The organism is Bradyrhizobium sp. WSM3983 (assembly GCF_000473045.1).
In the GTDB taxonomy this organism is placed as follows: domain Bacteria; phylum Pseudomonadota; class Alphaproteobacteria; order Rhizobiales; family Xanthobacteraceae; genus Bradyrhizobium.
In genome coordinates, this window is the sequence record NZ_AXAY01000007.1 from 234,670 (window position 1) to 246,622 (window position 11,953).

Consider the following 11,953-nt stretch of genomic DNA (forward strand, 5'->3'; position numbering starts at 1 on the left):
ATCAACCTCCGAACACGCGCTTGAGGGCATCGAACCCGCCCTGGAACACGCTGCCGCCGATGTTTCCGACGAGCTCGGTCTCCCGCTCCGGCGCGCAGTCGAACTCGGCGGTCCATTCCACAAAGGTCTGGTCACCGTCGGTGACGGGCGTCAGCCGCAAGGTCGCGACGTAGTTTTCGACGCCCATCGGGGATTCCAGGATCGAGTAGGTGCAGAACATGTCGTAGTCAGAGAGGCCCAACAGTTTCTCGCGGATCCGGTCGCCGTTGCGCAGGCGAAAATCTCTGACACAGCCAATCTTGTCGGAGGGTTCGCCGCCTTCGATGCGGCTTTCGGCGATCGCCGGGTGCCAGTTCGGTAGGCCGTTGAAGTCGCGCACCCGCGCCCAGACGCGATCGTTGCGCGCATTGACGACGGTGGAGACGTAGACGCGGGGCATGGTTTAGACCTCAGCTCTTCTTCCGCGGACCGCGCTCGGCCGGTGGCTCGCCACCGCCCTCAGCCGCAGGCGGAGACGCCGCCGGCTTGTCGCCGCCGCCTTTTCGCGCGGAATCCTTGATGCCTTGCATGTCGCGAGCCTCGCGGATCAAGCCCGGCATCTTGGCCAGGCTGCCGCCTTCGACGCCAATGTCAGCCAGGAGCGAGTCGATCAGCGGCGCCTGCACGCGGTAGCGCAGCGCCGAGTCGATCACCTCGTCGGTGGCGCTGCGGCCGCCATTGCCGCCATGGCCATTGCCGTTGAGGCCGTCGACCTGGAGGATGCGGATGCCCTCGATCTTCTCCATCGGCTTGACGCTCTCGCGCACGATGCCCTCGATACGGTCGAGCAGTTTTCTGCGGAACAGCGAGTAGCGCGCCTGGTCGGTGAGCACGTTTTCGGCCTCGTTGAGCATCCGCTGCGCCTCGGCCTCGACGGCGGCGCGCACACGCTCGGCTTCGGCGGCAATCCGCGTCTCCTCGGCCTGCTTCTCGGCGATCATGACTTCGACCGTCTTGCGGCGTTTGGCGATCTCGCTCTCGCGCGCGGTGATGACGCGCTCGGTCGCTTCGGTGGCCCGCATCCGCGCTTCCTCGGCCATCGCCTTGGCGGCGGACTCTTCCAGCGACTTCTGGTGAATGGCGATCGCCTTGTCCATCAGGACGGTCTCGACCTCCTTCTCGCGGTTCACTTCGAGCTTACGCAGCTCGCGCTCACGGCCGATCCGGGCTTCGTCCAGGCCGCGGTCGGAGGCGATGCGCGCGCGCTCGACCTCCTCGCGGGAGGCGATCTCTGCCTCCTGCAGCGACTGGACGCGGGCGACCTCCAACTGCTCGATGGTGCGGCGGCGTTCGAGGCGGGCGGCTTCCAGCGCCTGCTCGCGCGAGACGTCGGTGGTCTCGACCTCCTTGCGGGCGACGATCTCGGCCTGGCGCACCTGGCGATCAGCATCAATCCGCTCAGACTTCTTGGCAGAGAGAGCGATAACGCGGTCCTCGTCCGCGATCTCGATCGCCTTCTTTTGCTCGATATTGAGCACCTCGCGCTTCTTGGACGAGTTGATCCGCTCGGCCTCGAGCGCGAGATCGACGGTAATGCGCTGGCGCTCGATGACGTCGCGCCGCTTCAGCTCGGCGGCCTCTAGTACGCCGGTGCGCTCAATTTCCAGCGAACGCGTGTCGCGCTCGGCCTGGATGCGTTCGGCCGCGACGGCCTTCTCCTGGGCGATGCGGGCCGCCTCGATCGCCTCGCGCGAGGCAATGTCGGCTTCCTCGACGGCGCGGTTGCGGGCGATCTCCAGCGAGCGGACGCGCTCTTCCTGGGCAATGCGCGAGGCCTCGGTTGTCTCGCGTGCGGCGATGCCGGCGACTTCGAGGGTCTGGTTGCGCTCGATTTCGAGCTGCCGCGTATTCTGCTCGGCGGCGATGCGCTCGGCGGCGAGCGTCCGCTCGCGCGCGATGCGGGCGGCTTCGACGGCGCGCTGCGCTTCGATCTCGGCCTCCTGGATGGTGCGAACCTGGTGGATCTCCAGCGCGCGGGTGCGCTCGTCCGAAGAGATGCGCTCGACATTGACAATCAGCGTCTGGGCGATGCGCGCCTTCTCGGTCGCTTCCCGGGCGGCGATCTCGGCCTCGTCGACGGCGCGGGTGCGCTCGATCTCGCGGCGCCGCGTCTCCTCCTCGTTGGCGATACGGGCATCGGTGACGACACGATCCTGCTGGATGCGGGCCTTCTCGATCGCCTCGCGGGCCGCAATCTCGGCTTCCTCGACGGTGCGCATCCGCTCGATCTCGCGTTGGCGGACCTCGCGTTCGGAGGCAATCCGCGTGGTGTCGATCGAGCGCTGGTTGGCGATCCGGGTTTTCTCGATCTCCTCGCGCGCCAGCAGCTCCTTTTCCTCGATGGTGCGGGTGCGTTCGATCTCCTTCTGACGGGTCTCGCGCTCGGAGGCGATACGGGCCTCGGCAATCGCCTGCTCGTTGGCGATCCGGGAGCGTTCGATGGCTTCGCGCGCGGAGATCTGGGCCTGCTCGGCCTCGGTCTCACGCAGCGCGCGTTCGCGGGCGACTTCGGTGCGCTGAAGCGCGCGACGCATCTCGATGTCGCGTTCCTGCTCCAGCCGCGCGGTCTCGCTCTCGCGCTCGATGTCGAGCGCCTGTCGCTCGGCTTCCAGATTACGGGTGCGGATCTTGATCATCGAGTCCTGCTCGATGTCGTTGCGCGCCTTGCGTTTGGCCTCGATGTCCTCCATCAGCCGCGTCAGGCCTTCGGCATCGAATCGGTTCGACGGGTTGAAGAACTCGAGGTCGGTCTGGTCGAGATCGGTGATTGCGACGGACTCCAGCTCAAGGCCGTTCTGGGCGAGCGCTTCGGCCGCGTTTGTCTTGACGCGCACGACATAGTCGCCGCGCCGTTCGTGCATCTCCTCGAGGGTCATTTCAGATGCGACCGAGCGGATCGCGGAAATGAACTTGCCTGCCAGGAGCGCATGGAGCTGCTCCGGTTCCATAGTGCGGCGGCCCAGAGTCGCTGCCGCGATCGACACAGCTTCGCGGGTGGCCTGAACCCGGACATAGAAGTCGGCTTCGATATCGACGCGCATGCGGTCACGGGTGATCACCGCGTCCTGCCGCGAACGCACGATGCCCATCGGCAGCACGTTCATGTTGACCGGGGTGTAGTCATGGATGAAGGGCAGCACGAAGGCGCCGCCATTGATCACCACGCGCTCGCCGAGGAAGCCGGTCCGGACGAACGACACCTCCTTGGAGGAGCGGTGATAGAGCCAGTTGACGATGTAGACGCCGACCACGATCACGATGATCGCGACGATCAGCCAGAGGATGAGCTCGCCGACCAGGATCCCTGACATGTTTCCCTCCCTCAATTTGACAGGCGTTAGCGCGCGCCGATCGCCTTGAATTTGCGTACCTGTTCCGTCAAAGCCCGCTCCACCGGCAGCCGCTCCATCGATGAGGCGCCGTAGAAGCCGTGGCAGTAGCGGGTGTTCTTCATGATGAAATCCGCATCCGCAGGATCGGCGATCGGGCCGCCATGGGCGAGCACGAGGATGTCGGGATTGACGCTGAGCGCAGCCGAAGCCCAGGTGTCGATGCGCGCCGGGCAGTCCTTCAATTTTGGTGCGGTCTGCGCGCCGATCGTGCCGCCGGTGGTGAGCCCGAGATGGCAGACGATGATGTCGGCGCCGGCGATCGCCATCGCGGCGGCCTCCTTCTCGCTGAAGACGTAGGGCGTCGTCAGCAGGTCTTTCTCGCGCGCCTTAGCGATCATGTCGATCTCCAGCGCGTAGGACATGCCTGTTTCTTCAAGGTTGGCGCGGAACACGCCGTCGATCAGGCCGACAGTCGGAAAGTTCTGCACGCCGGCGAAGCCGAGTGCCTTGAGCTGATCAAGGAACACATCCATGTCGCGAAACGGATCGGTGCCGTTGACGCCGGCCAGCACTGGCGTCTTGCTGACCACGGGCAAGACTTCGCCGGCCATCTCGAGCACGATGGCGTTGGCGTCGCCATAGGGCATCAGCCCCGCGAGCGAGCCGCGGCCGGCCATGCGGTAGCGGCCGGAATTGTAGATCACGATGAGATCGACGCCGCCGGCTTCCTCGCACTTGGCCGACAGGCCGGTGCCGGCGCCGCCGCCGACGATCGGCTCGCCGTGCTTCGCCATCTCGCGAAACCGCTTCAGAAGTGTTGCGCGTTCAAACCGGGCCATCGGTCACCTCGCTACTCTCCGGCGCGCCCCGCCGCGGCCGAACAGTGTTCGGAATGCAGCTGTGATGGTCGAGGCGAACTCGGGATCGTTGATGTTTTGCTTGACGCGGATCAGCTGCCGGTTTCCGGTCGCTCGCACCGTGTGCTCCAGCGTGCGGAACAGGACGACATCGGCCTCGGGATCCCAGAACGGCTGGCCGCGAGCATCGAGCGCGGAAACGCCGCCCTCGGGCAGGAAGAAGCGCACCGGCCCGTCCATCTGGTTGAGCCGCTCGCCGATCCAGCGGCCCATGCGCTCGTTCTCCTCCACTGTCGTCCGCATCAAGGTCACCTGCGGATTGTGGACGTGCAACTTTCGGGTGCGATAGCGCTCGGGAATGGTGTCGGGCGCGCCGAAATTGACCATGTCGAGCGCGCCGACCGAGCCGATATAGGGCAGGCGGGTGCGGATGATCGCGCCGAAGCGATCCTCGGTCGCCGGAAATACGCCGCCCATCAGGAGGTCGCAGATCTCGGTGGTGGTGAGATCGATGACGCCGGCGATCTGGCCGGAGTCGACCAGCTTTTCCATCGAGCGGCCGCCGACGCCGGTGGCATGGAAGACGAGACACTCGAAATCATCGCGCAGATCGGCCGCGATCCTCTGCACCGCGGGGGTGGTGACGCCGAACATGGTGATGCCGACCGATGGCAGCCCATCGCTCGCCGCTTGCCCTTTGGCCTCGCGCTGGTCGAGGCGGGCCTTGACCATGCCGGCGACCGCGTTGGCGCCGTTCGACAGCACCGCGCGTGAGATCGAGTTGAGGCCCTGCACGTCGGTGACCGAGTACATCATGGTGATATCGGCGGGACCGACATAGGGCGCGACGTCGCCCGAGGCGACCGAGGAGATGATGAGCTTTGGCACGCCGACGGGGAGGGTGCGCATTCCCGGCGCGACCAGCGATGCCGCGCCCGAGCCGCCGGCGGAGATGACGCCGGCGATATTGCCTTGGCGCTTGATCCAGTTGGCAAACGCATCCGCCATCGCGGTGACCGCGGCGCCGCGATCGGGGCCGAACACCGCCGAGCCACCACGGCCGTGGTTCAGCGCGATTTCCTGCGCGGAGACGTCGCAGGTCGCGTGCTTGCCGCTGGTGGAGACATCGACCAGCCGCGTGCGCAGGCGGCTCGCGGCGATGATGTCGCGGATGAAGCGCAGCTCAGTCCCCTTGGTATCGAGCGTGCCGACGACCAGAACCACCGGTGGCCCCGAGGTTTGTGCAGTGGTCGGCTCGCGCTTGCGCCGCGCGGTCTCGTCGAGGTGCGCGACCTGCGTCGAGAGCGTGCGTGCGGCGGCCTCGATGCGTCCGATCGGGACCGGCTGCGACCAGCGTGTCGGCGGACTGGGGTTGGAGATGTAGACGCGGATCGGGCCGCCCGCGCGCGCGGGCTGTGGAGCCGGTTTCGCCTCGCCGCCCGCTGCGGGCGCATCGATGTCGGGTGTGAGCTCGGCATGAAGTCCGACGCCGAGCAGGCGCTGCTGGAGCTCGCGGTCGGCCGATAGCCGCACCGAGTCGATGATGCGGTTGATGCGGCCGTTGACCATGATCGCGACGTTGCGCGAGATCGCGGTGGCGACGCCGATGTTCTGCTCGATCACGAGCACGGACATGTCGCCGTCCTCGCCGAGCTGCAGGAGCATTTCCTCGACCTGGGCGACGATCACGGGCGCAAGCCCCTCGGTCGGCTCGTCCATGATCAGGAGCTGCGGGTTGGTCAGCAGCGCGCGTGAGATCGCCAGCATCTGCTGCTCGCCACCGGAAAGCTGGCCGCCGCCATGGTCCTTGCGTTCTGCGAGCCGCGGAAAGGTGTCGTAGATGCGCTCTACGGTCCACACGCCGGATCGTATCCCGCCGGCAAGCCGAAGATGCTCGTCGACGCTGAGCGAGCGCCAGAGCCGGCGGCCCTGCGGCACATAGCCGACGCCGAGCCGCGCGATATGGGCCGGCGGCCGCCGCGTGATGTCCTCACCTCGGACGCGGATTGAACCGCCGCTTACCGGCACCAGGCCCATGATCGCCTTGCACAGCGTGGTCTTGCCCATGCCGTTGCGACCGACAACCGAGAACACGCCGGCATCGAGCGAGAGGTCGACGCCCTGCAACGCGTGCGAATGGCCGTAGTTGACGTCAAGCCCTCGGACTTCGAGTGCTGCGGGCGAGCGGCGGGCCTCATTCATGGCCGCCTCCGAGATAAAGCTCCTGCACCTCGGGGTCGGACTGGATCTCCTCCGGCAGGCCTTCTTTGAAGATGCGGCCGTTGTGCATCATCGTCACGCTCTCGACGACGCGCAGCGCCACGTCCATGTCGTGTTCGATGATGATGTAGCCGATATGCGCCGGCAGCGAGGTCAGGATCTCGACCAGCTCGGCTCGCTCGGTCGGCGACAGGCCGGCGGCGGGCTCGTCGAACAGCACGAATCGAGGCGCGCCCGCTAGCGCCAGCGCGATTTCGAGCTGGCGCTGCTGGCCATGGGCGAGCTCGGCGACGCGCTGGTCCTTGACTGCAGTGAGGTGCACGGCTTGCACGAGAGCGTCGGCGGCGTGCATCAGCGCATCGTTCTGGCCGGGACGCAGGAACGAGAAGCGCCCGCGCGAGACGCCACAGCAGGCGAGATAGACATTGTCCTGCACGGTCAGGCCAGGGAACAGCGCGGAGATCTGATAGGTCCGCCTGAGCCCGCGGCGGATGCGCTCGTAGGGCGGGAAGTGCGTAACGTCCTCGCCGAAGAAGCGGATCGTGCCGGAGGATGGCGGGAAGTCGCCTGTGATGCAGTTGAACAGCGTGGTCTTGCCGGCGCCGTTGGAGCCGAGCACGGCGCGCCGCTCGCCGGGGCGCACGGTGATGGTGACGTCGGTGAGCGCCGCGAGCGCGCCGAACAGCCGGGTGACGCCGCGCAGCTCCAGCGCGGCACCGGCGCCGACGGCGGAAAGCCGATGTGCGACACTATCCATGGTGCCCTCCGCCCGGGCGGTCCGCCTGCCGGCCTTGGCTCTGGCGCCAGCGTTGCCACAGGCCGATCACGCCATCCGACGACCAGAACACGATGGCGAGGAAGCCGAGCCCGATCAGTAGCCGAAAGCGGTTGCCGTCGAGCCCGATCCTGACCAGGAAGTCGAGCGCGAACGTGCGCAGGAGGACGAAGACGAGCGCGCCGATATACGGACCGATCGGCCGGGTAATGCCGCCGACGACGGCGATGATGAGCACGTCGATGCAGGCGCCGACGCTGACCGAGCCCGGCGAAATCTGGCGATAGTTCCAGACCTGGAGCACACCGGCGAGGCCCGCGATGAAGGACGCCACCGCATAGGCCGCGATGCGGTGCGCGTTGACGTTGAAGCCGAGCGCGGCCATGCGGCGCGGATTGTCGCGCACGCCCTGCAACGCCAGGCCAAACGGCGCGCGCGAAATGTAGTCGACCGCGAAGTAGCAGAGGGCTGCGACCGCGAGCACAACATAGTAGAAGGGAATGTCCCAGCGCCAGTCGACGCCCCAGAAGTGCGGCGTCGAGACGGTGTTGATGCCGGTATGGCCGTTGAAGATCGCCCAGTTCTGGTTGGTGAAGTAGTAGAAGGCCGCGCCGATCGCGAGCGTGATCATGATGGTGTAGATGCCCTCGGTCCTCACCGCGAGCGCGCCGCCGAGCGTGCCGAAGATCGTTGCGAGCATCAGCGCCATCGGCACCGCCAGCCACCACGGCCAGCCCAGGCTGATATTGGTGTTGGCGCTGACGCCGAACACCGCGACCATGTAGGCGGCAAAGCCCGCGATGGTGAGCTGCATCAGGCTGACCATGCCGCCATAACCGGCGAGAAACATCAGGCTGAGCGCGATGGTGCCGAGGATCAGCGTGGTCGCAAAAATCTCGATCAGGAAGAAGCCGTTGGCGATCAGCGGCATGATCAGGAGGATGGCCCCCACGATCCAGGCTGCGGGATTGTTGATGTCGGGCCAGCCGCGCGCGGCCTGCCGTTGAGCGGTAGAGGCGGCGCTGCGGACCTGAATGCGCGCATCGTGGGTGACGGACATGTCAGCGTCTCGCCAGCAAGCCCTGCGGCCGAAGGGCCAACACCAGGACCATGATCAGGAAGGTCACGACGATGGCATAGGTCGGGATGTAGACCGAGCCGAGTTGCTCGGCGAGGCCGATGATCAGCGCGCCGAGCGCGGCACCGGGTATCGAGCCCATGCCGCCGACGATCACGACCACGAGGGATGCGAGCAGGAAGCGGATGTCCTCACCGGGGGAGAGTGACTGGAAGGTGCCGCCTACGACGCCGGCGATGCCGGCGAGGCCGGCACCGAGCGCGAAGACGAGTACGAAGACGATCTGGATGCGTACGCCGGTCGCAGCGAGAATGTCACGATCGTCAACGCCGGCACGGATGATCATGCCGATCCGGGTGCGGTTGAGCGCGAGCCACATCGCGATGCCGATGATCACTGAAGCCAGGAAGATCACGAGCCGCACCAGCGGATAGCGCAAATAGACCGGTTCGCCCGAGGATTTCACCGCGGTGATCAGCGGCAGCTCGATCGGTCCAATCAGCCAGTTCGGGGTCTGGATCTGATAGAAGTCGCCGCCGCAGGCCCACAGCATGAGATCGGCGAACACGATCGAGAGCCCGATCGTGACCATGGTCTGGCGCAGATCCTGACCCTCCATGCGGCGGAACACAAGGACCTGAAGCAGGACGCCGACCAGCGCCGTCAGAATGAAGGCGACGATGAACGAAAGGATCCAGGAGCCGGTCGAGGCGCTGATGGCGTAACCGACATAGCCGCCGAACAGATAGAGCGAGCCGTGCGCGAGGTTGACGTTGCGCATCAGGCCGAAGATCAGCGTGAAGCCGCTGGCGACGAGGAAATAGAGACCGCCGAGCGTGATGCCGTTGAAGAGCGCGTTGAGGAACACCCGCTTGCGACCGACCGCCTCTTCAAGCCCCGGTGGCCATACCGCGAAGATCAACCACAGCGCCACTGCGACAGCGATGATAATGATCAGCGCCCATGCAGGATGGCGTTCGACAAAGCGGGTCATGATTGCCGCTCCGTCTTTGCGTCAATCCAACCCTCTTCCCGCAAGCGGGGAGAGGGGGCATGCAAGCCGTTGCCGGCTGCTAGCCCTGCCATGGACGTGCGTCCTCCCTGGACTTGCGATCCTCTAACGGGATCGCATTCCGCACATCCTAATGGGACTGCGGGGCAGGCGTTTGATCGTGAGTATCTTTTCGCGCGCTCGTCAGCCGCGCAAAACCTTGGCCGCGCGGCGATAATCGGTCGGCGCCATCCCGACATTGGCGGCGAAGAAACGGGTGAAACCGCTCTGCGAGGAGAAGCCGAGATCGAAGCCGATATCGGCGATCGGCGCTTCGCTCGCGACCAGCGCCTCCAGCGCTTGCTCCATCATCAGCGTGTTGAGATAGAGGTGAGGGGTAACGCCGGTCTGGGTGCGGAACAGCCGGTAGAAATGTGGCCGCGACAGCCCGGATTCACGCGCGATGGTGTCGAGTTCGATCTCCGCGCCGGGGCTCTCCGACATCATCTTGATGCACTTGCGCACGCGAAAATCGGTGACGGAGCCGTTCGCGCGCGGATCGGGCGCTGTCTCCGCTTGCTGCCAGCTTTCGTCGTAGCAGACGTCGATCAGACTTCTCAACTCGCCATCGAGGCTATTCAGCGAGGGTGCGCCGCACACAAGGGCGGCCGCGTGCCTGATGTGCTTGTCCAGCGCAACCGACCGAATGAACTGGGTGCGGCCGAAGCGCAGGCGGTCGGCGCCGGGCGCATCGGGCGCGAACCACTCCGCATTGACATAAAGCACAAAGAAGACCGCGCCGCCGTCGAGATCGGACGGGAGGAAGTTATGCGGTTCCCATGGATTGACCGCGACGACGGACCCCTCGGTGAGTTCGTAACGTCCATCGTTGACATCGATGCATGCGGGACGTCCCCCGACATGGAAGATCAAATGACCTTCGCGATGCGCGTGAATGTTGAAGGGGCGGTTCAACTGATAGACCGTCGCCCGGCCGAAGCGGCCGTGGAAGACGGCGAGCGCCCGGCTCATGCCTTCCCTCCCAGAAGCTCTTGTCTTTTTTGATAGCGTTCAACAACCGGGGAGAGAATGCAAGGGCGCACGTGTCGCGCTCTTTGCAAATCTCTCCCCGATCATTCATGGCGTCGCAAACGCGACTACGTCAGTACTTCTTACATTCCGGTACTGTACGGCTTGGCAAACCGATCTTGGCGAACACTGCGGGGTCGTAGCCCAGCGTCTGATTCACGTTCGGGATCACCTTCACGACTTTCGAGAACAGCGCGCCCTTGCCGTCATCGACGACCTCGGTGACGAAGTTGGTGCCGATCGCCTGGCGGTTGGCGTCAAGTTTGATCTTGCCGTTGGGCGCGTCGAGCTCGATCTTGGCGAGGGCTTCCTTGTACTTGGCCTGATTGTTGGAGAGATCGCCATTGACCTGACGCAGCGCCAGGATCAACGCCATGGTCGAGCCGTAATAGTTGGTGGCGAGCAGCGACGGGCTCGGGAAGCGCTTGTTCGGCGGGAAGGCGTCCTGATAGTCCTTCACGAACTTCTGCCAACCCGGATCCTCCCAGGTGTCGGCCTGGCCACTCGCGGCCAGCGTGCCGACCAGTGCATTCTTGGCGTTGCCCTTGGACGACAGGATGGTCTGGTCGATCATGATCGATCCGCCCATCAGATGCGCCTTGCCGCCGGCCTGCTGGTACTGGTTTAGGAAGTTGACGGCGTCGGCGCCGCCGAGGCCCAGATAGATCGCATCGACATCGTCGGGCAGGGCGGCGATGACCGAGGCAAAGTCCTTGGTGCCGAGTGGCACCCATTGCCTGTTGGTGACTTGTCCGCCGGCACCGCAGAATTCGAGCACGAGGCCGAATACCTGGGTGTAGATGAAGGAGTAGTCCTCGCCGACGGTCGCGATCTTGCGATACTTCTTCTCCTCATAGGCGTATTTGCCGAGGCCGACCTGCCACTGCGCGCCGTCCATATTGTAGCGGAAGAAGTTCGGGGCTGGATCGACATAGGTCGTTTCCTGGGCGCCGGAGGCCGCATTGACGAACGTCAACTCGGGATGGGTCTTTGCAAAGTTCTTGACCGCAATGCCCTCGTCACCTGATAGCGGCGACAGCAGGATTTGCACCTTGTCCTGCTCGATCAGCTTTCGCACGGCGCGGACCGCGGAGTCGGGCGTCGCGTCGGTCGAGGCGATGACGAATTCGAGCTCTTTGTCGCCGACCTTCTTGCCGAGCACGTTGAGCGCGGTCTGGAAGCCGCGGATGCCGTCCTCGCCGAGCACGGTATAGGTCCCTTCGAGCGTCGCGGTGACGCCGACCTTGATCTTCTCTTGCGCGAAGGCGGTGCCCGACAACAACAGGCTGCTCAACGCGATCAGTCCTAGACTGCCTTTCAACATTGCTCTCCTCCCTGGGGCGTTCTTGTCGTTGTTTTTCACCGCATCCTCGCGCGTCCGCCGTGCGGTGCGACGTTCTTACAAGGCCAACGGTTCTTGAGGTGGAGGCTAACCGAACTCCGACGCGTCGCACGCGTCGGAGCCATGCGCGGCTTAACGGGCAGTCTCATTTTGAATGGTGCGTCGCAAATCGTTGCGCGGCGGCTGCCGTGGGTCATCCGAACGGGCTCCAACACGCGATCCGCCATTGA

9 protein-coding genes are annotated in these 11,953 nt (G+C 65.2%); all 9 read right to left on the reverse strand.

Translation table 11 applies throughout. From position 1 onward, the window contains the following. Nucleotide 1: 1 nt before the first annotated feature. The 9 genes from YUA_RS0114040 to YUA_RS0114080 all read right to left on the reverse strand — a co-directional run bounded on the left by YUA_RS0114040 (nt 2) and on the right by YUA_RS0114080 (nt 11,705). Nucleotides 2–439 carry an SRPBCC family protein gene (locus tag YUA_RS0114040; RefSeq protein WP_027531279.1) on the reverse strand — a complete coding sequence of 146 codons (438 nt, stop codon included), beginning with the start codon at nt 437–439 and terminating at the stop codon, nt 2–4. A gap of 10 nt (nt 440–449) precedes the next feature. Beyond that, a complete protein-coding gene (locus YUA_RS0114045; RefSeq protein WP_027531280.1) occupies nt 450–3,350 on the reverse strand; it encodes a flotillin family protein in 2,901 nt (966 codons plus the stop codon). 26 nt (nt 3,351–3,376) lie between these two features. Next, a complete protein-coding gene (locus tag YUA_RS0114050) occupies nt 3,377–4,210 on the reverse strand; it encodes a phosphoenolpyruvate hydrolase family protein (protein ID WP_027531281.1) in 834 nt (277 codons plus the stop codon). Nucleotides 4,211–4,213: 3 nt separating this feature from the next. After that, nucleotides 4,214–6,430 carry an ABC transporter permease gene (locus YUA_RS0114055; protein WP_027531282.1) on the reverse strand — a complete coding sequence of 739 codons (2,217 nt, stop codon included), beginning with the start codon at nt 6,428–6,430 and terminating at the stop codon, nt 4,214–4,216. After that, nucleotides 6,423–7,205, reverse strand: a complete 783-nt coding sequence (locus tag YUA_RS0114060) for an ABC transporter ATP-binding protein (protein WP_027531283.1) — start codon at nt 7,203–7,205, stop codon at nt 6,423–6,425. The genes YUA_RS0114055 and YUA_RS0114060 overlap by 8 nt, the downstream gene beginning before the upstream one ends. Continuing rightward, on the reverse strand, nt 7,198–8,283 hold the full coding sequence (locus YUA_RS0114065) for a branched-chain amino acid ABC transporter permease (protein WP_027531284.1): 1,086 nt from the start codon (nt 8,281–8,283) through the stop codon (nt 7,198–7,200). The genes YUA_RS0114060 and YUA_RS0114065 overlap by 8 nt, the downstream gene beginning before the upstream one ends. A gap of 1 nt (nt 8,284) precedes the next feature. After that, nucleotides 8,285–9,295 (reverse strand): branched-chain amino acid ABC transporter permease, encoded by a 1,011-nt coding sequence (locus tag YUA_RS0114070; RefSeq protein WP_027531285.1) that lies wholly within the window; start codon nt 9,293–9,295, stop codon nt 8,285–8,287. Nucleotides 9,296–9,496: 201 nt separating this feature from the next. Then, entirely contained in the window at nt 9,497–10,324 is an 828-nt protein-coding gene (locus YUA_RS0114075; RefSeq protein WP_027531286.1) for an AraC family transcriptional regulator, read from the reverse strand. Between the two features lie 130 nt (nt 10,325–10,454). Then, a complete protein-coding gene (locus tag YUA_RS0114080) occupies nt 10,455–11,705 on the reverse strand; it encodes an ABC transporter substrate-binding protein (RefSeq protein WP_027531287.1) in 1,251 nt (416 codons plus the stop codon). Nucleotides 11,706–11,953: the final 248 nt, after the last annotated feature.

Bases quoted from the DNA above. Each gene is read 5' to 3' on its own strand.
- YUA_RS0114040 (WP_027531279.1), bottom strand. From the start codon at position 439: ATGCCCCGCGTCTACGTCTCCACCGTCGTCAATGCGCGCAACGATCGC.
- YUA_RS0114045 (WP_027531280.1), bottom strand. From the start codon at position 3,350: ATGTCAGGGATCCTGGTCGGCGAGCTCATCCTCTGGCTGATCGTCGCG.
- YUA_RS0114050 (WP_027531281.1), bottom strand. From the start codon at position 4,210: ATGGCCCGGTTTGAACGCGCAACACTTCTGAAGCGGTTTCGCGAGATG.
- YUA_RS0114055 (WP_027531282.1), bottom strand. From the start codon at position 6,430: ATGAATGAGGCCCGCCGCTCGCCCGCAGCACTCGAAGTCCGAGGGCTT.
- YUA_RS0114060 (WP_027531283.1), bottom strand. From the start codon at position 7,205: ATGGATAGTGTCGCACATCGGCTTTCCGCCGTCGGCGCCGGTGCCGCG.
- YUA_RS0114065 (WP_027531284.1), bottom strand. From the start codon at position 8,283: ATGTCCGTCACCCACGATGCGCGCATTCAGGTCCGCAGCGCCGCCTCT.
- YUA_RS0114070 (WP_027531285.1), bottom strand. From the start codon at position 9,295: ATGACCCGCTTTGTCGAACGCCATCCTGCATGGGCGCTGATCATTATC.
- YUA_RS0114075 (WP_027531286.1), bottom strand. From the start codon at position 10,324: ATGAGCCGGGCGCTCGCCGTCTTCCACGGCCGCTTCGGCCGGGCGACG.
- YUA_RS0114080 (WP_027531287.1), bottom strand. From the start codon at position 11,705: ATGTTGAAAGGCAGTCTAGGACTGATCGCGTTGAGCAGCCTGTTGTTG.